The sequence below is a fragment of the Alpinimonas psychrophila genome (genome assembly GCF_014137865.1).
In the GTDB taxonomy this organism is placed as follows: Bacteria; Actinomycetota; Actinomycetes; order Actinomycetales; family Microbacteriaceae; genus Alpinimonas; species Alpinimonas psychrophila.
Map to the genome: position 1 here is coordinate 13,984 of NZ_JACGWU010000010.1, position 18,889 is coordinate 32,872.

19 protein-coding genes are annotated in these 18,889 nt (G+C 61.2%); 14 read left to right on the top strand and 5 right to left on the bottom strand.

The window, feature by feature from the left end; translation table 11 throughout:
* The first annotated feature begins 13 nt into the window (after positions 1–13).
* Positions 14–1,894, top strand: coding sequence for an FAD-dependent monooxygenase (locus tag FB555_RS10425; RefSeq protein WP_182485421.1), 1,881 nt, complete (start codon positions 14–16; stop codon positions 1,892–1,894).
* Between the two features lie 36 nt (positions 1,895–1,930).
* Here the strand turns inward: FB555_RS10425 and FB555_RS10430 are convergent, their stop codons facing one another.
* Complete coding sequence (locus FB555_RS10430) at positions 1,931–3,427, bottom strand: glutamyl-tRNA reductase (protein ID WP_220475973.1); 1,497 nt, start codon at positions 3,425–3,427, stop codon at positions 1,931–1,933.
* On the opposite strand from FB555_RS10430, the gene hemE reads away from it, so the two are divergent.
* From hemE to FB555_RS10475, 9 genes are all read left to right on the top strand, one after another.
* A complete protein-coding gene (gene hemE, locus FB555_RS10435; RefSeq protein WP_182485422.1) occupies positions 3,426–4,571 on the top strand; it encodes a uroporphyrinogen decarboxylase in 1,146 nt (381 codons plus the stop codon). The genes FB555_RS10430 and hemE overlap by 2 nt on opposite strands.
* 10 nt (positions 4,572–4,581) lie before the next feature.
* Positions 4,582–6,084: a protoporphyrinogen oxidase gene (hemG, locus tag FB555_RS10440; protein ID WP_182485423.1), complete on the top strand. Its 1,503-nt coding sequence runs from the start codon at positions 4,582–4,584 to the stop codon at positions 6,082–6,084.
* Positions 6,085–6,175: 91 nt separating this feature from the next.
* A complete protein-coding gene (gene hemQ, locus FB555_RS10445) occupies positions 6,176–6,886 on the top strand; it encodes a hydrogen peroxide-dependent heme synthase (RefSeq protein ID WP_182485424.1) in 711 nt (236 codons plus the stop codon).
* Positions 6,886–8,124 (top strand): ferrochelatase, encoded by a 1,239-nt coding sequence (locus FB555_RS10450; protein WP_425485622.1) that lies wholly within the window; start codon positions 6,886–6,888, stop codon positions 8,122–8,124. Before hemQ ends, FB555_RS10450 begins: the two co-directional genes overlap by 1 nt.
* A complete protein-coding gene (gene hemC, locus FB555_RS10455) occupies positions 8,121–9,110 on the top strand; it encodes a hydroxymethylbilane synthase (RefSeq protein WP_343046461.1) in 990 nt (329 codons plus the stop codon). The genes FB555_RS10450 and hemC overlap by 4 nt, the downstream gene beginning before the upstream one ends.
* Complete coding sequence (locus FB555_RS10460; RefSeq protein ID WP_182485426.1) at positions 9,110–9,934, top strand: uroporphyrinogen-III synthase; 825 nt, start codon at positions 9,110–9,112, stop codon at positions 9,932–9,934. Before hemC ends, FB555_RS10460 begins: the two co-directional genes overlap by 1 nt.
* On the top strand, positions 9,927–10,940 hold the full coding sequence (hemB, locus tag FB555_RS10465) for a porphobilinogen synthase (RefSeq protein ID WP_182485427.1): 1,014 nt from the start codon (positions 9,927–9,929) through the stop codon (positions 10,938–10,940). Before FB555_RS10460 ends, hemB begins: the two co-directional genes overlap by 8 nt.
* An 8-nt stretch (positions 10,941–10,948) precedes the next feature.
* Positions 10,949–12,277, top strand: a complete 1,329-nt coding sequence (hemL, locus tag FB555_RS10470; RefSeq protein ID WP_182485451.1) for a glutamate-1-semialdehyde 2,1-aminomutase — start codon at positions 10,949–10,951, stop codon at positions 12,275–12,277.
* Positions 12,252–12,764 (top strand): DUF427 domain-containing protein, encoded by a 513-nt coding sequence (locus FB555_RS10475; protein ID WP_182485452.1) that lies wholly within the window; start codon positions 12,252–12,254, stop codon positions 12,762–12,764. Before hemL ends, FB555_RS10475 begins: the two co-directional genes overlap by 26 nt.
* A 42-nt stretch (positions 12,765–12,806) precedes the next feature.
* On the opposite strand, the gene FB555_RS10480 is transcribed toward FB555_RS10475, so the two are convergent.
* From FB555_RS10480 to FB555_RS10490, 3 genes are all read right to left on the bottom strand, one after another.
* Positions 12,807–13,667: a DUF3097 family protein gene (locus FB555_RS10480; RefSeq protein WP_182485428.1), complete on the bottom strand. Its 861-nt coding sequence runs from the start codon at positions 13,665–13,667 to the stop codon at positions 12,807–12,809.
* 75 nt (positions 13,668–13,742) lie between these two features.
* Positions 13,743–14,144, bottom strand: coding sequence for a type II toxin-antitoxin system PemK/MazF family toxin (locus tag FB555_RS10485; RefSeq protein ID WP_220475975.1), 402 nt, complete (start codon positions 14,142–14,144; stop codon positions 13,743–13,745).
* The gene (locus FB555_RS10490; RefSeq protein ID WP_182485429.1) at positions 14,141–14,368 is read right to left on the bottom strand and encodes a ribbon-helix-helix domain-containing protein; all 228 of its coding nucleotides are present in this window, start codon (positions 14,366–14,368) and stop codon (positions 14,141–14,143) included. Before FB555_RS10490 ends, FB555_RS10485 begins: the two co-directional genes overlap by 4 nt.
* A gap of 242 nt (positions 14,369–14,610) precedes the next feature.
* Between FB555_RS10490 and FB555_RS10495 the strand changes: the two genes are divergently transcribed.
* Positions 14,611–15,207 (top strand): nitroreductase family protein, encoded by a 597-nt coding sequence (locus FB555_RS10495; RefSeq protein WP_182485430.1) that lies wholly within the window; start codon positions 14,611–14,613, stop codon positions 15,205–15,207.
* A gap of 13 nt (positions 15,208–15,220) precedes the next feature.
* Here the strand turns inward: FB555_RS10495 and FB555_RS10500 are convergent, their stop codons facing one another.
* Complete coding sequence (locus FB555_RS10500) at positions 15,221–16,087, bottom strand: IclR family transcriptional regulator (protein WP_182485431.1); 867 nt, start codon at positions 16,085–16,087, stop codon at positions 15,221–15,223.
* A 134-nt stretch (positions 16,088–16,221) separates the two neighbouring features.
* Here FB555_RS10500 and FB555_RS10505 point away from each other — a divergent pair, with 134 nt between their 5' ends.
* From FB555_RS10505 to FB555_RS10515, 3 genes are read left to right on the top strand one after another with little or no spacing between them, the layout of a single operon-like run.
* On the top strand, positions 16,222–16,851 hold the full coding sequence (locus FB555_RS10505) for an ABC transporter permease (RefSeq protein ID WP_246323731.1): 630 nt from the start codon (positions 16,222–16,224) through the stop codon (positions 16,849–16,851).
* The gene (locus FB555_RS10510) at positions 16,844–17,947 is read left to right on the top strand and encodes an ABC transporter ATP-binding protein (protein ID WP_182485432.1); all 1,104 of its coding nucleotides are present in this window, start codon (positions 16,844–16,846) and stop codon (positions 17,945–17,947) included. The genes FB555_RS10505 and FB555_RS10510 overlap by 8 nt, the downstream gene beginning before the upstream one ends.
* A complete protein-coding gene (locus FB555_RS10515) occupies positions 17,947–18,822 on the top strand; it encodes an ABC transporter permease (RefSeq protein ID WP_182485433.1) in 876 nt (291 codons plus the stop codon). The genes FB555_RS10510 and FB555_RS10515 overlap by 1 nt, the downstream gene beginning before the upstream one ends.
* The last annotated feature ends 67 nt before the right edge of the window (positions 18,823–18,889 follow it).

An 18,889-nucleotide genomic window follows, 5' to 3' on the forward strand; every position in this document is an offset into this window, starting at 1 on the left:
GTGAGGAGCTCCCATGCAGTTCTACCTCGAGGGTTATCGTCCCGGCGATCCGGAACTCGTTCCCGCCTCTGAAGACGCATACATCCCGGGAGCCCCGTTTCCCGACGAGGTCGATGTCCTCATCGTCGGTACCGGTCCGGCGGGATGCGTGCTTGCGGCACAGCTGACCGCATTTTCGGACATCCGCACACGTATCGTAGAACGCCGCGAAGGGCGGTTGCAGCGTGGGCAAGCGGACGGCGTCGCGTGTCGCACGGTGGAGATGTTTCAGGCCTTCGGCCTCGCGACAAAAATGCTCGCGGAGGCATATTCGGTAAACGAGAGTGTTTTCTGGAGCCCGGACGTAGGCGACTCCTCGCACATTATTCGCACGGGGCGCGTTCACGATACGGAAGACGGGCTATCGGAGATGCCCCACGTCATTGTCAACCAAGCTCGGCTGCAGGACTTCCTGCTCGAAAAAATGCAGAAGTCACCCAGCCGTCTCGAGCCCGATTACGGTGTCGAATTCGTTGCTCTTGAGATCGACCCGACGAGTGAACACCCCGTGCTCGTGACTCTGAGACGCGACAACGAAGAATTTCAGGTGAGGGCCACCTACGTCGTCGGTTGCGACGGAGCCCGAAGCGCCGTTCGCTCCGCCATTGGTCGCGAACTCCACGGGGACGTCGCGAACCACGCGTGGGGCGTGCTTGACGTCCTAGGGCTGAGTGACTTTCCCGATTGGAGAATGAAGGCGTTCATCCAGTCGGCGCATGCGGGCAACCTTCTGCTGATTCCGCGCGAGGGGGGCAACATGGTGCGACTCTACGTTGATCTTGGCGAGGTGACCGGTCGGGATGACCTCAAGCAGATCACCGTCGAACAGGTCATTGCGACCGCGCAGCGCGTGCTCCTCCCCTTTGTCCTTGACGTGCGCGAGGTCGCGTGGTTCTCGGTCTACGAGATTGGGCAGAGGCTGACCGACAAGTTCGACGACGTTCCTCTCGAAGATATCGGCAGTCGAATACCGCAGGTCTTTGTGGCCGGGGATGCCTGTCACACGCACAGCGCGAAGGCAGGCCAAGGCATGAATGTGTCGATGCAGGATGGTTTCAATCTCGGCTGGAAGCTGGGAGCAGTTCTCGACGGTCGCAGCGGGCCTGCACTCCTGCACACTTATTCAGCCGAGCGCCAGGCCATTGCGCAGGGCCTCATCGACTTTGATAAGGAGTGGTCTACTCAGATGGCGCAGCCGCCGCGTGACCTTGGTCTCCCCGAGCGTGGCGGAATCGAACGCGGAGAATTGCAGGCGGCATTCGTGGAGTCGGGGCGCTACACGGCTGGTCTTGCCACGCAGTACACGCCTTCCGTAATTACCGCGGACTCTGAGCATCAGACACTGGCGACGGGCTTTCCGCTCGGCATGCGCTTCCACTCCGCACCGGTTGTACGCATTGGTGATGCCAAGCCCGTGCAGTTGGGGCACACCCACGAAGCGGATGGTCGATGGCGTCTCTATGCCTTCGTCGATTCGGAAGGGTCGCGCGCGGCGACATTATTCGATCACCTGCAGAACGTCGTGCTTCCACGCTTTACTCCGTCGGCAGCAGACCCAGACGCCGTCCTCGATGTGCGAGCCGTCTTTCCCCAGGGCCACCGCGAACTCAACCTCATCGATCTGCATCGGGTCTTGCGACCTCAAAAGGGCACGCTGGGTTTGCGGGATTATGAAAAGGCCTTCGCCATCGATCTTCACGGCGGTGACATCTATAAGGCGCGAGGCATCGACCCAATGGTGGGCGCGCTTGTCATAGTTCGCCCAGACCAATACGTCGCGCACGTTCTCCCGCTAGATGCGGTCGACGAACTCGACGCGTTCCTCGGCGGATGTCTCTTGAGGGCGACGAACTGACGGTTCTGTCAACTGGTCCGGCGGAAAGCTAGTCGGCTAGAGGGCTTTGTCTAGCTCGACGACACTAGTGGTCGGGATTGTCGCGATCGCGCCGGTGGCAATGGTTTCGGCGACGGTCATGGCAATAGGAGCAGGGGTGATGCCAAACATGGCGGTCAGACCTTCGAGCCAGTCGCGTGCTTCGCCGCGCTGAGAAAGTTCGCGGGAGCGCATCATCGGGGTGTGCAAGAGCACGCCGGCGAAGTGGCGGAGGGCGTCTTCCGTCGTGGTCGCCGAGTCGGTCTTGCCGGCGACGCGCGCAATCTCGCCATCCAAGAGGTCAAAGATATGGGCGCGCAGAGCAACAACGCCGTCGGTCACACTGCGCTCGTGTCCAACGTCGATGAACTTGCGTGTCGCCGAGTCGACCAGCGCACGTGCCTCGCGAACGATGTGCTCTTCATCGAGGGGCGCATGGCGTCGGATGGTCTCGAGATCCAGGAGTTCGACACCTTCAATGTCGCGAACATCCGGATTGATATTGCGGGGCAACCCTAAGTCGATGAGCAACTGGCGTTCGGCCTGACAGGGCTGGTGTGAAACCAGCGAGAGGGAGCCCGTTTGTACAGGGCACGAAGAACGCTCAGCTTCACCCGGGGCGCTCTGCAAAATATTCCGTCCGGCGGAAAGTGTCTCTGCTTCGATGACGAAGTGGGGCGCTGTCGTGCAGGTCACAATGACGCCAGCCAAGGCTGCCTCGCGAGGATACTCGACGCGGCTGACGAGGGGAAGATTGTGGCTACTGGCAAATTTGGCGCCGCGCCCAGAAACTGAATAGACCCGCACATCGGTGACTCCGCGGTCGCGCAGAGCGGCCAATGAGGCGGCGGCGTAGCGCCCCGTGCCCACCAGAAGAACACGGCACTCGGCCCAGTTCGTGATGCGTGACTCGGCTAAATCAAGGGACAGCCGAACAAGGGAACGCCCTGTTTCCCCAATCACGGTGGAGTTTTTGACCTGGCGGGAGGTCTCGGATGCGCGCTGAAAAAGACGCTCAAGCTCGGGGCTGGACGTGCCGACGTTACGGGCATGTTCCAAGGAACGCCGCACCTGACCGGCAATTTCTCCCTCGCCAATGACCACGGATTCAAGGCCCGAGGCAACGGAAAACAGGTGCTGCGCAACAGCATTTCCGTGCGCAAAATGAACGGTGTCGCGTAGGTGATTGGCGTCGACTTCAGCGACCTGCGCCAGAGAATCAAAAACAGCGTTCATGGCAGCGACCGGCGAAACTCCCGCGGTCTCATCCATGTCGATGTACGCCTCGAAGCGGTTACACGTCGAGACAACGACGGCGCCAATAATGGCGGGGTGGGCCGATCGCACTAGCTCAGGAAGGAGTTCGGCGTCTGCCGCGGACAAGATTTCGAGAACCTCAAACGTCGTGTTCTTGTGGTTGGCAGAAAGCGAGAGAAGCACGGGCGTAATCTTACGCCGCGGCGCTGGGAACTTAGCCGCTCGGGTCTCAGCGGAGTGAGGCAGAATGGAACCCATGACGCTTGCTCAGACTCACCCCCTGCACGCCCACGGAACGCATTCCTCCCGGCTCATTCGAGCACTACGCGGCGAGCGCCCCGAAACAACCCCCGTGTGGTTCATGCGTCAAGCTGGCCGGTCGCTTCCCGAGTACCGGGCTTTGCGCGTCGGCACCAAGATGCTGGACTCCTGCTTTGACCCCGCGATGGCCAGTGAAATAACCATGCAACCCGTGCGTCGTCACAAGACCGATGCCGGCATCTTCTTTAGTGACATCGTCGTTCCCCTCAAAGCGGTCGGCGTGGATGTTCGCATTGAGCCCGGCCGCGGTCCCGTCTTCAACGCTCCCTTTGCCGCCGCCGCCGACATCGCGAAGCTCACCGCCATTGATCCCGCCATCATGGATGAGCTCGGCGAGCCGATCTGGGAAGGCGTGCGTCGAACAGTGGCCATGCTGCTGGAGCACGGTGGGAGCGATGGCGTAGCAGCAACGCCCCTCATTGGGTTTGCCGGAGCACCGTTCACTCTGGCGGCCTACCTCGTTGAGGGCGGCCCCTCCAAGGATCACCTCGGCGCTCGGGCGTTGATGCACACCGATCCCGCCGCGTGGGAGGCACTCATGACCTGGACGGCGGAGGTCACGGGCCGCTTCTTGCGCGGCCAGGTTCTCGCCGGTGCCAGTGCAGCTCAGCTGTTTGATTCTTGGGCTGGATCCCTCTCGGCCCGAGACTACGAGACGCACGTCATGCCGGCGTCCCGCCAAGCCCTCACCCATGTGCGAGACCTCACGTATGTCATCCCCGCCGATTCCGACGGAACTCCTGCGACCGAGCGCGCTGTGCCCACGATTCACTTTGGCGTCGGCACCGGCGAGCTCCTGCCGCTGATGCATGACATTGGCGTGGATGCTATCGGTGTGGATTACCGCATCACCCTCGATGAGGCCGAGCGTCGTCTGGGCGGTGGCGTTGTGCTTCAGGGAAACCTCGATCCCGCGATGCTGGCCGCGCCGCCCGCCGTTCTCGAGGCGGCTGTTGCTGATGTGTTGCAGAGCGGAAAATCAGCCCCGGCGCATATCTTCAACCTGGGTCACGGCGTTCCTCCCGGAACCGATCCGGCAGTGCTAACGCGCATCGTCGAGCTCGTGCACGCTGCTCAGTAGTCGCCGCCACGTGAAAAAAACAGGTGTGAATCCTCTGGTGGACATCGTCGTTATCGGTGGCGGCATCGCCGGCCTCGTGGCAGCGGACGTCTTCGCACGGGCTGGTCTCAGCGTCACTCTTATTGAGGAACGTGCAACGGTCGGCGGCCTTGTGACCTCCGCCGTTCTCGATGGGCTACGACTGGATGTTGGGGCCGAAGCCTTCGCTACCCGCGAGGGTTCCGTCAGTGACCTGGCAATTGATTTAGGCCTCGCCGACGATCTTGTTCGCCCCGACCCGGCCGGGGCCTGGATTCGCATGCCGACTAAGACGGTCCGCATCCCTCGACTGGGCATCTTGGGGATTCCCGGGAACCCGCTGGCTCGCGATGTTCGGGCGGCCATTGGGCTAAAGGGTGCTATTCGAGCATCCTTCGATCGGGTCTTACCGAGGGGCTTTGCGGCGGAAAGTGCCACGCTCGGCGAGCTGGTGCGCAAACGCATGGGCCAACGCGTTGTTGACCGTTTGGTAGCCCCTATTTGTTTGGGAATTCACTCCACGCATCCTAATTCCCTCGATATTGATGCCGTAGCCCCCAGCCTTCGTGAAGGATTGCGTCGGACGGGTTCGCTCGTTGGTGCCGTGAAGGAACGGGCCACCACGCAGCGAGCGGGCGGTGCCGTTATGGGGCTTGACGGCGGGCTCTGGAAGTTGACCGAGGCCCTGCACGAGCGCATTGTGCGCAATGGCGGAAACATCCTCACGTCTTCGCGGGTTACGTCTTTGGCTCCCGCGGGACGGGCGCGAACCTCCGCGTGGCAAGTGGGCTACACAGACATGCCAGGAATGCAGCGCACCGTTCGGGCGCTTGGGGTTTTGTTTGCAGTTCCCGCGCTGCAGGCCCAAACCCTTCTTCGCGAAAACCTGACGGAGCCACAGAGCACTTCGGCCGGCCGGCTTCTGCTGGACGCCAAGACGGAGGATGTCACGATTGTCACCCTGGTCCTTATCTCGGCTGCGTTGGATGCCCATCCGCGCGGCTCCGGCATCATCGTCGCTCCCGAGTCCCCGGGTGTTCGAGCCAAGGCTCTGACGCACTCCAGTTCCAAGTGGCCGTGGTTGGCGTCGGTGGCCGGTGCCGGGCGCCATGCCATTCGCCTTTCGTATTCAGGCTCGCAACTCTCCACCCCCGCGAAAAAATCCGCGTCGATTGAGGGCTCCAGCGCAGCGTCCATAAAGAAGGCTGATGCGGAGTTGGTGGCAAAGGCGCTCGCCGATGCCTCCGTACTATTAGGTGTTGAGCTCAGCGCGGGTGATCTCCGGGCCTCTCGGGTGACGCGCTGGAGTGACGCCGTGACACCACCCAGCCCCGCTCATCGAGAACTCGTGCGGGCTTGGACGAAGGCCGTCGCACGCCTGAATCGCATTGGTCTCACCGGATCATGGATTGCGGGAACGGGGTTGGCATCCGTGATTCCCCACTCTCAGGCAGCAGCCGATCAACTTATCGCCGGACTTCAGCGGCCCTCCTAGAGGATCATCGGGCCGCCGTCGCAGGATTCCAGACATAGGAACTTCACCGAAACAATTCGTCGCCACCACACAAGCAGAGGACAATAACATCATGACTTCGACCGGGAACGGCTACACACTTTTCGCAATTCTGAGCGCTGAACAGGCTCGCATGTCGGGGGCTACCCTGGCCACCTCAGCGGGTGCCGCATCCGATTCGCTGGTACCCACTTTTGTTGCCGAGTTGGATGCTCTCATCGTTACCCTCGAGGGCTCGGGGGTCGTCACCCGCGGTCTCTACGACGTTTCGGGCATGCGTGCCGACGCCGACATCATGATCTGGATGCATGGCTCTGACCCCGCCGGTTTGCAGCAGGCCCTGCGCGACCTGCGCCGCACGGCACTCCTCGCTCCGCTGGAATTGGTCTGGAGCGCCATGGGCGTTCACCGCGACGCCGAGTTCAACAAGTCGCATGTTCCCGGATTCCTGCGCGACATCGAGCCTAAGGGCTGGCTGTGCCTCTACCCGTTCGTGCGCAGCTACGAGTGGTACCTGCTTCCCGAAGAGGAGCGGTCGGCCATGCTCGCCCAACACGGTCGCGCCGGGGCTGCCTTCAAGGGCGTCACGGCCAACACGGTCTCCGCCTTCGCTCTCGGCGACTGGGAGTGGTTGCTGCCACTCGAAAGCGATGACCTCATCGACCTCGTCGACATGATGCGTGAACTTCGCAGTACGGATGCCCGTCGCCACGTTCGAGATGAACTCCCCTTCTACACGGGTCGTCGGATCACGGCGCTTGAGGTCGCCGAGGTGGTTCGGTAGTGGCTGCCGCAAACCTGGGTGCCGGCGGCGGGTCGCACAAGGCGCCCGGCGCTACCGGTGAGTTCTTTGCTCCCGGTTCGCTTGTGGCGAGTGCGACTCCCGAAGCGCAATGTGGGCTGCCATGGATCGAGACGCCCACCAGCTACGACGGAATATTGTTGCTCGGTTTTGGCGGGCCTGAGGGCCAGGACGACGTCATCCCGTTTCTGCGCAACGTCACGCGCGGGCGGGGCATCCCTGATGAACGCCTCGAAGAAGTGGCGCACCACTACCGCCACTTTGATGGCATCAGCCCCATCAACGAACACAATCGGGAGCTGAAAACGGCGCTCGCCGCTGAGCTCACGGCACGCGGCCTCGACCTTCCCCTCTTCTGGGGCAACCGCAACTGGGCGCCTTATGTCAATGAAGCCATGACCGAGGCTGCAAACGCCGGCAAGCACCGTCTGCTCGCGCTCGCCACTAGCGCGTACAGTTCTTTTTCCAGCTGCCGCCAGTACCGCGAAGACTTGGCCGATGGCCTCGAAGACACGGGCCTGGGGCAGACGCTCCAAATTGACAAGGTGCGTCAGTTCTTCGATCACCCCGGATTCGTGGCTCCCTTTGTCGAGGGCGTCCGCGATGGCCTCGCAAGCGTTGAAGCGAAGTTCCCCGGCATCAATCTAGAGACCGAAGTGGAGGTTCTCTTCTCCACGCACTCCATCCCGAACTCTGACGCCGATCGTTCGGGACCGCCCGAGCGCGGGTTTGGCGCGGGTGGCGCCTACGTTGCGCAGCACCGTGCCGTTGCCGAGGTCATCATGGGCAAGCTCGGCCGCACCACCACTCCCTGGCAGCTCGTGTTCCAATCGCGCAGTGGCCCCCCTCAGGTTCCCTGGTTGGAGCCGGATGTGAACGACGCCATCCGGTTGCTCCCCGCCACCGGTCGCAAAGCGGTGCTCATCGTGCCGCTGGGCTTTGTCAGCGATCACATGGAGGTCATGTGGGACCTCGACACCGAGGCTATGGAAACCTCTGCTGAGGTTGGGATCTTCGCTGTGCGCACGCCCACTCCGGGTATCCATCCCGCGTATGTTTCTGGACTGGTCGACCTGATCCTGGAGCGCGTCACCGGCCTTCCCGGCGCCAACCGTCCGCATGAAACCACGCTCGGGCCCTGGTATGACGTGTGCCGCACGGGATGCTGCGAGAACGCACGCCTCGGTTTCAAACCGGCACTGTCGGGACTCAAGCCGTGACCGAGCACGATCCCGCGCATCACGTGGAATCGGTCCTGCCGCCGCTACGCATTGGAACGAGATCGAGCACGCTGGCCCTCGCTCAAACGGGCATGATGGCCGATCGGCTGGCCGAGATCGCCGGCCGTGATGTGGAGCTCGTGCGTATCACCTCCCATGGTGACACCTCGAAGGCCTCCCTCGCGAGCCTGGGTGGAACGGGTGTTTTTGTCAGCGCCCTGCGCGACGCTCTGCTGGCCGACGAGTGTGATGTCATTGTGCACTCACTCAAAGACCTCCCCACAGAAGAAGTTGACGGCATCGTGATTGCCGCCATTCCCACCCGCGAAGATTCCCGGGATGCCCTCTGCGCCCGGGACGGCATGACACTTCAGACGCTCCCCCTCGGTGCTTCGGTGGGCACGGGTTCTCCGCGCCGGCGGGCCCAACTCTTGGCGGCCCGGCCCGATCTGAGCGTTCTCGATATTCGCGGAAACGTGGATACCCGCCTCGGCAAGGTAACCACCGGCGAGCTGGACGCCGTCGTCCTCGCGACTGCCGGGCTCGTGCGCATCGGTCGCCCCGAAGCCATTACCCAGCATCTCGAGCTTGATACGTGGCCCTGCGCCCCGGGCCAGGGTGCACTGGCGCTTGAAACCCGTAGTGACGAAGCTTCGCATGGCATCACTGCTCTGGTCGGCCAGATTGATGACATCGGAGCCCGAGTCACGGCCCTTGCCGAACGCGCGGTTCTCGCTGGTCTTGAAGCCGGATGCGCGGCTCCCGTTGGGGTGACCGCCTCGATCTCCACCGCCTTCAATGCCGACACAATGGCGGCAACTCATTCGCTGCGGATCGCCGCCACCGTGCTGAGTCTCGACGGTCAGCGGCAGATTACCAAGACGTGGAATGGTGCGAGTGACCATGGCCCAGAGGGCGCAGCCTTGCTTGTGACCGAGCTACTAGCGGCCGGCGCGGCCGCCCTCGCGCCGTTGGGGTCACGTTGATGACCGCAGATTCTTCTTCAGGAGTCGCCGCCGCAGGCTTCGCGGGTCGCCGGGTCCTCATTCCTCGCGACGGTAGCTGGGGAGAGAACGTCTCGTCACTCGTGCGGGAATTCGGCGGGGTCCCCATCGTCGCCCCCCTCGTGAAATTTGCTCCCCCTGCTGATCCCGGCGAACTCGTCTCAGCTCTCTCCGATGTCGAAGCCGGCGAGTACGACTGGGTGACGATTACCAGTGTCGCGACCGTCGGTCTCCTCTCTGAGGAGCAGGTCTTTGTTCCTTCCGCGACGCAGCTCGCCGCAGTCGGCACGGCCACCGGTGACGCTCTCGAAGACGCAGGCTTTCACGTGTCGATGATTCCCACCGGTCAGGTCGCCAACGCCCAGGCCCTCGCCGCCGAACTCATCGCGCAACTGGGAGATGAGCCGGCCAGCATCCTCGTGCTCCAGTCAGACCTCGCCTCCTCCGCCCTGGCCGATACCTTGACGGATGCCGGTCACACCGTGACCGCGGTCATTGCCTACCGAACGATTCCCGTCGAAGCCAACGTCGTCAGCGACGGTGTCCTGTTGGCCACCGGAATTGATGCCGCCTTACTTACCTCGGGAAGCATCGCGGCGGCATTCCTCGCCCGATTCCCCACCCTTGTCGCGGGCGCTCAAGAGGCCGAAGCTGTCGAGCCTTCCATGGTCTTTGCGTCGATCGGTCAGGGAACCACGGCCTTCGCCGAACATCTTGGCATCTCCGTTGCTGTCACGGCCGAGGCCCAAAACGTTGAGGCCTTGGTTGCCTCGCTCGCGCACTACTTTGAGGAATCCCATGTCTGATGTCAACCTTCCCATTCGCCCGCGGCGTCTGCGCTCGAGCCCGGCGCTTCGCCGCCTGACCTCGGAGACGAGCCTCGAACCCCGACACCTCGTTCTTCCCGCCTTCGTGCGCGAGGGTCTGACCGAGGCTCTTCCCATCGGCTCAATGCCCGGCGTCATGCAACATTCCCTTTCGAGCATACGTTGCCTTGCCGCAGACGCCGTCGATGCCGGAGTGGGCGGAATCATGCTGTTCGGTGTGCCCGAGGAGCGCGATGCGACCGGTACCGCCGGCTCCAACTCGGCCGGAATCTTGAATGCCGCCCTTCGTGCGGTCAAAGAGGAAGTCGGCGAGGCGCTCGTCGTGCAGGCCGACCTATGCCTCGACGAGTTCACCGATCACGGCCACTGCGGTGTTCTGGATGCGGACGGTCGGGTCGATAACGACGCCACTCTTCTGCGTTACCAAGAGCTTGCTCTCGCTCAGGCGGAGGCGGGTGCCGACCTCCTTGGCCTTTCCGGAATGATGGATGGCCAAGTTGCCGCCGTGCGTGAAGCCCTAGATTCCGCGGGTCGCGAGGATGTCATCATTCTGGCCTACTCGGCCAAGTACGCTTCAGCGTTCTACGGTCCGTTCCGGGACGCGGTCGAATCTGCGCTCGTCGGAGATCGCCGCACCTATCAACTCGACCCCGGTAACCGCCGCGAGGGAATGCGCGAAGCGCTGCTCGATATCGACGAGGGTGCCGACATTGTCATGGTCAAGCCCGCCGGTAGCTACCTCGACGTTCTGGCCGATGTGGCCCACGCCAGTCCCATTCCCGTTTGGGCATATCAAGTCTCGGGCGAATACTCGATGATCGAGGCTGCCGCCGCCAATGGCTGGATTGAACGCGAGCGTGCCATCGACGAGTCTGTCCTCTCCATTCGCCGTGCGGGCGCCGACGTCGTTCTCACCTACTGGGCCATCGAGATTGCCCAGCGTCTCAATGCCCTTAATTCACGAAAGGTACGTCCCCGCGCATGAGCAAGAAGATGACGAACGCCCAACTGTTTGATCGCGCGCAGGCTGCCATCCCGGGAGGCGTCAACTCTCCCGTACGCGCGTTCGGCTCCGTGGGGGGGACCCCTCGCTTCTTAGTGAAGGCCAAAGGACCGTACGTTTACGACTCGGAGGGCATCGAGTACGTCGACCTTATTGCCAGCTGGGGCCCCGCCATTCTGGGGCATGCGAATCGGCGTGCAGTGAAGGCTGTGCAAAAAGCGGCGGCCAAGGGACTGTCCTTCGGCGCGAGCAGCCCGGGCGAGACCATCTTGGCCGAGCTCATCGAGCAGAGGGTTTCTCCCGTGGATCGCGTGCGACTGGTTTCCACAGGCACTGAAGCAACGATGACCGCGATTCGTTTGGCACGCGCTGCCACCGGCCGCGACCTTCTCGTGAAGTTCGCTGGCCACTATCACGGTCATTCCGACGGCCTGTTGGCCGCCGCCGGTTCGGGCCTCGCCACGTTTGCGCTTCCCGGTTCTGCCGGGGTGCCCGCCCCTATCGCCGCGCAGACACTGGTCATCCCCTATAACGATCCGGATGCCCTACGCGCCGTCTTCGCCGAACACGGTGAGAAGATTGCTGCCGTCATTACGGAGGCCGCCCCCGCCAATATGGGGGTAGTGCCTCCGCTTCCCGGCTTCAATGCCGCGATGACAGCAATTGCCCACGAGCATGGTGCCCTCATCATTTTCGACGAAGTGCTCACAGGATTCCGCGTTGGGGCCGCTGGGTTCTGGGGTGTCGAAGATAAGTCAAAGGACTCCAGCGGCTACCGTCCCGACCTCTTCTGTTTCGGCAAAGTCATTGGTGGCGGCCTGCCCGTGGCCGCAATCGGTGGCCGGCGCGACATCATGGAACTCCTTGCTCCCCTTGGCCCCGTCTATCAAGCCGGCACGCTGTCGGGTAATCCGGTTGCCGTAGCGGCCGGGATCGCCACACTCCAAGGGCTGACCCCGCGCGTGTATAAGAAGCTCGATCGCACGGCTCGCACCATTGCCGATGCTGCCTCTGCCGCACTCTCCCAGGTATCGGTCCCCCACCGCATTCAATGGGCCGGCAACCTGTTCAGCATTGTCTTCGGCGAGGAGGCTGCCATTTCGGGCCTGCATGATTATGCCGCCGTTCAGCGTCAGGAATCTTGGCGTTATCCGCCTTTCTTCCACGCCATGCTCAACGCTGGCGTTTCGCTACCGCCCTCTCTCTTCGAAGCGTGGTTCGTCACAGCGGCCCACGACCAACGTGCCATCGACCGCATCCTGACTGCCCTCCCCAAGGCAGCGAAAGCTGCCGATACGGCCACCCCACCCGTTGCCTAAACGCATCCCGCCACAGCCGGGACAGGAATCGGTCTGGGACTACCCGCGGCCTCCTCGGGTTGAGGCGACGAACGAGCGTATTGTGATCGAGTTCGGTGGCGTGGTCTTAGTAGACACGAATAATGCCGTTCGGGTTCTGGAGACCAGTCATCCGCCGGTCTATTATCTGCCGATCGATGCCTTCTTAAGTGGTTCGCTGGAACCAGCCCGCGGCCAGTCGTTTTGTGAATTCAAGGGCATGGCGGGATATCTCACCGTTGTCGGGCCCAAGGGTCGGCGCGCCGAGAGTGCCGCCTGGTTCTACGCGAACCCCACTCACGGCTACGAGGCGCTGAAGGACCATGTCGCCATTTACCCGTCGGCCATGGACCGCTGCCTCGTGAATGGCGAGATTGTTCAGTCGCAGGAAGGCGACTTCTACGGTGGCTGGATCACGTCGAAGGTCGTTGGACCCTTCAAGGGAGCGCCCGGCACCCTCGGCTGGTAATACCTCCGGGTGTGTTGTGCTCGTGTTGCGGCTTGTTCTGGGCTACTCGCCCGTAACGAAATCGATGAGCTCTTCGACCCTACCCAGAAGCTGGGGCTCGAGGTCGGCATAGTTTGATACTCGGCCGAGGATGCGCTGCCACGCACGAGCAATGTCGGCCTGATCTTCGTGGGGCCAGCCAAACACCACGCAGATGCCGTGCTTCCACTCCACGTTGCGCGGAACTGTGGGCCAGGCGGCGATGCCCAGTCGGGCCGGCTTCACCGACTGCCAGACGTCGACATACGGATGCCCGATCACAAGTACGCTGTCGCGGAACGGTCCACGAGCCACGGCCTCGGCGATGCGGCTTTCTTTGGAGTTCGGCACGAGGTGGTCGACGAGCACGCCCACCCGACGCCCCGGACCGGGCTTGAACTCGGCCAGCACATCCGCCAGATGGTCGACGCCTTCAAGGTATTCGACGACGATGCCCTCGATGCGAAGGTCAGCACCCCAGACTTTCTCGACAAGCTCGGCGTCGTGCCTGCCCTCGACGAAGATCCGGCTGGCGCGGGCGACGCGGGCACGTTCCTGAGGCGCCGCTATTGAGCCTGATGCTGTTCTACCAGCCCCGATTAGGCTGCCGCCGGACGCAGTCTTCGTGCGAGGAGCCCTGATGGCGACGGGCACTCCCTCGAAAAGGAAGCCGGGGCCGAGCGGAAACATGCGGCGGCGGCCATGGCGGTCTTCGAGTTCCACCATGCGGCCCTCGACGCGCACGACGGCGCCGCAGAACTCGCTAGAAATATCCTCGAGGACCAGATCGGGCAGGGCCTCCACGATTGGCAGTTCGACTTTTGGCGCGCGGCGGTTAAAATCTGCCAGCACGTCTGAGCCGTAGCGGTCTTCGTTATTAGTCACTCTCTGAGGCTAACAACTCAGTAACCATTGAGATCGCTAGCTTGGCAGACTAGCCACTACACCCGCCGTCGAGCTTTAGAGCGCTAGATGAAGTATGAGCGCAGCCTCAACTCGGGCCAGCGTCTCTGCCGCAATCCAGCCCACCGGGCGCACCACCCGAGAGAAATCGAGAGCACGAATTTGCTCGCACTGCACTTTGGACTCCTGGGGGAGGCCTGATTCCTCGGTCGAGAGCAGTACCTGAAAAGGAAAGACAGAGTCGGTACTGCTGGAAATTGGCAACACTGTCAGAACCCCACGGCCGCTCCGAGAAATGACTTCGTTCCGAGCATTGTTGCTAATGACGAGAACGGGACGAGTCTTGTTTTGCTCCGACCCTCTGGCAGGGTCGTGTTCCGCCAAAACTATCTGCCCCCGTCTCAGCAGGGTTACCGCGAGTGCAAAGGTGGTGTCAGTAGCTCCAGTCGTCTCGCTCATGATCGTGAACTGAGCCCGTCTCCGACCGTTGAGTCCCAGAGTTCCGCGTCTCCCGAGTCATACCATTCCGCATCGGCTTGGGCGTAGGAATCCTTGAGTTGTTCGACTTTCATGAGCTTGATTGCCTCATGGAGAGCTGCGGATCGCGAATCAAATGCAGGAGACTTAGCGACCTCGTCAAGGAACGCGACGTCATCTTCGGGGAGGCTCACACTAATCTTCATGTAATGATGCTACTCGTAGTCCTACCCTGGTAGCAATGTCTCCGGCGAGCGAGCACGAATGAACTCTCGTGCGGTCAAAAGCCAGTGAGGTTCTGGAACCGTCTTCCTTTTGCTGGGAATAAAAAAGATTGCAGAAAAGTGCGGGAATACTGCCGCACGCGAAGCGTTATCTCCAACGTGCCAGTGTTGCCACAAGTTTTTTTAGTCCCGCTTTTTGCTTGCCTCTTACCTTAAGGAAAACCATGTCACGCTTGGCCATCACCATCGCTCCCATCTCCGAGATCCACGCCACTCGCTGGAGCCCCCGTTCCTTCGACGCAACCGCCGAGCTCACTCGCGAAGCCGTCACGGCATCGCTTGAGGCGGCGCGCTGGGCGCCCTCGGCCAACAACGTTCAGCCCTGGCGCTTCGTCGTCGGCTTTCGTGGCGACGAGACCTTCGAAACCATCGCCGCCAACCTCATGAGCTTTAACACCGCGTGGGCACCGCAGGCTTCAGCCCTCGTCGTCAACATTGCCCACACCTCCGATGCCGAAGGCAAGGAGAACACCTATGCTCTCTACGACCTGGGCCAGGCTGTGGCACACTTCTCTCTGCAAGCCACGCACGACGGCCTGTTCACCCACCAAATGGGTGGTATCAACCGCGATGAACTCGCCGTCGCTTTCAACGTCCCCGCTGGCTTCAGTGTTGTCTCGGTAACGGCCGTCGGCTCCCTCGGGGCCCCTGATGCTCTTCCCCAAGTGTTGGCCGAGCGTGAGGTTGCCCCGCGCACGCGCATCGAACTTGACGAGATCGTCAGCTATGGCCCGATCGAAACTGTTGCTGCTGCCGCTTAAAGATCCGCTGGCGTTACTCTGATGCAATCGCGTCGCGCAAAAATGGACTGCCGCCAAGTTCGCGAGTGAAGTCTTGAGCGACCCGCGCCACGACGAGGCCGAGTTGGGAGAATTGTTGCCCAACTCGGGCCTCTGGCATGCCCACGCTGATGGCACCCACCACGCGTCCCGCCCCGTCACTAATTGCTGCCGCAGCGTCGATAACGCCGGCTGCAAACTCTCCCTTAACAATCGCGTACCCTCGCTCGCGCACGAGCGCTAATTCGCCGGCTAGGCGGGCGTACGTCGTGATCTGGGGTGATGATCCCTCAACAACGTCGCTCTCGTTCGCCTCAACGGTCGTCTGATGCTCCTCGAACCACGCCTTAAGTTCCGTCTCGCTAAACGTCGCCAGGATGGCGCGCCCGGATGCCGTGTCGATCGCCCGCAGAATGCGCCCGTCCCACGTGGCATCACGAAGGGGAGTGCGTGCTTCTTCGGTGCGCAGTGTCTGCAGATGGCTCCCGCGCAAGATGTTCAAGTGCGCCGTCTCCTGCGTGAATGCAACGGCCTCGAGCAGGAAGCGCTGCGAAACCATGACGAGAAATGCCTCTTGGGTTTGCAATGCAATGGAGTAAAAACGGATGCCAATGCGGTACCGCCGCGTTGTCGGATCGCGATCTACCAGTCCGGCGGCGAGAAGCGTTGTGAGGCACCGCGATACCTGGCCTTTGTCACGAGATGACATTTGCGCAATTTGGCTAACGCCAAGGCCGCCGTTCTCCCACGACTCTGCCGTGGCAAGAAGTTCAATTATTGCAATATCCCTCGCCAAACCACTGACCAAGGGGCGAGGAGTCCCGAAGTTACTCCTGCTAGAAGACACGCTTTGCAATGACATAAGTCAAGATTAGCAAATTGTCATATACACAACCATTTTGATTTCCGTCTCTGTACCCCTCTATGGTCAAAAGGTACTCAAATCCATCGGTTTGGTGTGCGTTTATGACGAGGTGAATTTTTATTTTTGAGTTTTTGGTTAAACGCTGGGACGACGTTCTCGAAATGGCGCTCGGTCACACAGGGGTCGTTTTGGTCTCGCTGGCAGCCGCGGCGATTATCGCCATCACCCTAGGACTCCTCTCCTGGAACAAGTCGTTCTTCGCAAGTTCATCGCTCGCACTCGCTGGTATCTTCCTGACAATTCCCGCTCTGGCGCTCCTCGCTTTCATGATTCCAATTTTTGGACTCGGCTGGGTTCCGACCGTCGTAGCGCTCTCGGTCTATTCCCTGCTTCCTATACTTCGAAACACAATCGTGGGCCTCCGCTCGGTTCCCAAGCAGCTCATGGAAGCCGCCCGCGGCATGGGAATGTCGAAGTCCCAGGTCCTCTTCCAGATCCAGATGCCGCTCGCGTGGCCTCTCATTTTGTCGGGCTTGCGAGTTTCTGCCCAGCTGATTGTGGGTGTCGCCACGATCGCGGCCTACGTCGCCGGCCCCGGATTTGGAACGTATATTTTCAGAGGCCTAGCGTCACTCGGGTCTGTCAACGCACTCAACTTTGCCATCATCGGCACCGTGGGAGTGGTCATTCTGGCCCTCGCGATAGACGGGCTTTTCGCCCTTGTCGCAAAAATGGGTCTCTTTAGGAGCAATCATGTCTAACGTTTCATCACCCCCTACCGTCTCCGCGCAATCCAATCCCCAGGCAACTGCCGAGGGTGCCCCGGTACCCACTCGCGCCTCCCTCCGTAAGGAAGCGTCCGTTGGCGCCCGTATCGTCTTCGATAAGGTCTCCAAGAAGTACTCCGGACAAGCAGAATCTGCCGTCAACGAGTTTTCCTTGGTCATTGAGCCCGGTGAATTTATCGTCTTCGTTGGTCCTTCAGGTTGCGGAAAAACCACGACCATGAAGATGGTTAACCGCATCATCGAGCCCACCAGCGGAATCATCACGATTGATGGCACGGATATTCGTGACCTGGATGAAAACAAGTTGCGGAGAAAAATCGGCTACGTCATTCAGCAAATTGGTTTATTCCCCCACATGACGATTGCGGAGAACATCGCTATTGTTCCCAAGCTTCTGGGCTGGAGCAAGGAGCGCATCGCTGACCGCGTTGTCGAACTGTTGGAACTTGTGGAGCTGGACCCCACGGAGTACGCCAAACGGTATCCCAAGGAACTCTCCGGCGGGCAGCAGCAACGCGTTGGCGTTGCCCGTGCCCTCGCTGCTGACCCTCCCGTGATGTTGATGGATGAGCCCTTCGGAGCCACCGACCCCATCACCCGTGAGAAGTTGCAGGATGAATTCCTCGCGCTCCAGTCGCGCATCAAGAAGACCATCATCTTCGTCACGCACGATTTCGAGGAAGCCATCAAGCTGGGGGACAAGATCGTCATCCTGGGCCCCCGAACCAATATTGAACAATTCGATACTCCCGCCCACATCCTGGCAGCACCTGCCAATGACTACGTTGCGGAGTTCATCGGCTCAGGCCTGAACCTCAAGCACCTCGCCCTGTTGGAGGTGGCAGACACCGAGCTGGGCCCTGTCGGTGCGGCCGCAAAGGACGCCGCTTCCGTGGGAATCGATGCCACATTGCGGGATGCTCTCGACGCTGTGATCAGCGGCGACGGTCTCCCGATTCTGGTTCTCGATGAAAACGAGCAGCCAACAGCATCCATTTCTATTGAAGATATTGCCAAGCGGCTCGGCGCCGAGATTGAGGCCATGGAAACGGAAGAGGGCGTCAAGTAATGTTTTCGCCCAGCCTTGCCTTCGGTTTCATTCCTAACTCCACGCAGCCCGATCCTGACTCTGAAGATCCCAAAAAGGATTCTGATGTGAAGAAAGAAGTGGCGGCGGCGGCGGTTGCGGCAGCTTCTCACAAGCGCCCAAGCCGTTTTCGTGGCAACAAGTTGCAGTGGGAGTTGCCAGCCATCTCGATCGCCATGCTGGCGGCGCTGTCAATATTTCATATCTCACGCGGTACGCCAGATTCGATCGAAACGGTCGTTCTCAACTGGAATTATGTGGGAGAGGCCTTGTGGAGCCACTTGTGGCTCTCCGTTTCGGCTGCCGTGATTGCCGCCGCGATTGCAATTCCCGTGGGGGTCTTCCTGACCCGCGCCAACTCGAAGTGGGCTATGACAGGCGCCTTAACGGTTGCCAACATCGGGCAAGCAACGCCCGTGATCGGTGTGCTCGTCATCCTGGCCCTGATTCTGGGCATCGGCCCAGGGACGGCCATTATTGCCCTCGTAGCCTTCTCATTCCTGCCCGTCCTTCGCAACACGCTGGTCGGACTTCAAGGAGTCGACCCCACACTGATCCAAGCGGCCCGCGGAATGGGAATGCGCAAGTCGCAGATTCTCTTTGCCATTGAGTTGCCGTTGGCCGCGCAGAAAATTATCTCGGGATTCCGCACCGCGTTGGTCTTCAGCATCGGCGCCGCGACGTTGGCCACGTTCATCAACGCCGGTGGCCTCGGGGAGGCAATTGTGATTGGGCTCAAGCTCAACCGAATTTCCATTCTTTTGACGGGTGCCGTTCTCGTTTCGGCCCTCGTTCTCATCCTCGACTGGCTGGTCGGAATACTCGAGGTGGCCATGACTCCCCGGGGCCTGGACTAACCAGCTAGCGGCACACTCGCGCTACCAGAGCGCCCAAAAATGTTCCACTACCATTCGCACCAACTGA

Excerpts from the sequence above, each read along its gene's own strand:
- hemQ (WP_182485424.1), top strand. The coding sequence starts at position 6,176 with ATGACTTCGACCGGGAACGGCTACACACTTTTCGCAATTCTGAGCGCT.
- FB555_RS10490 (WP_182485429.1), bottom strand. The coding sequence starts at position 14,368 with ATGAAGATTAGTGTGAGCCTCCCCGAAGATGACGTCGCGTTCCTTGAC.
- FB555_RS10430 (WP_220475973.1), bottom strand. The coding sequence starts at position 3,427 with ATGGGTTCCATTCTGCCTCACTCCGCTGAGACCCGAGCGGCTAAGTTC.
- FB555_RS10425 (WP_182485421.1), top strand. The coding sequence starts at position 14 with ATGCAGTTCTACCTCGAGGGTTATCGTCCCGGCGATCCGGAACTCGTT.
- hemL (WP_182485451.1), top strand. The coding sequence starts at position 10,949 with ATGACGAACGCCCAACTGTTTGATCGCGCGCAGGCTGCCATCCCGGGA.
- FB555_RS10500 (WP_182485431.1), bottom strand. The coding sequence starts at position 16,087 with ATGTCATTGCAAAGCGTGTCTTCTAGCAGGAGTAACTTCGGGACTCCT.
- FB555_RS10485 (WP_220475975.1), bottom strand. The coding sequence starts at position 14,144 with ATGAGCGAGACGACTGGAGCTACTGACACCACCTTTGCACTCGCGGTA.
- FB555_RS10460 (WP_182485426.1), top strand. The coding sequence starts at position 9,110 with ATGACCGCAGATTCTTCTTCAGGAGTCGCCGCCGCAGGCTTCGCGGGT.
- FB555_RS10495 (WP_182485430.1), top strand. The coding sequence starts at position 14,611 with ATGTCACGCTTGGCCATCACCATCGCTCCCATCTCCGAGATCCACGCC.
- FB555_RS10510 (WP_182485432.1), top strand. The coding sequence starts at position 16,844 with ATGTCTAACGTTTCATCACCCCCTACCGTCTCCGCGCAATCCAATCCC.
- FB555_RS10515 (WP_182485433.1), top strand. The coding sequence starts at position 17,947 with ATGTTTTCGCCCAGCCTTGCCTTCGGTTTCATTCCTAACTCCACGCAG.
- hemB (WP_182485427.1), top strand. The coding sequence starts at position 9,927 with ATGTCTGATGTCAACCTTCCCATTCGCCCGCGGCGTCTGCGCTCGAGC.
- hemE (WP_182485422.1), top strand. The coding sequence starts at position 3,426 with ATGACGCTTGCTCAGACTCACCCCCTGCACGCCCACGGAACGCATTCC.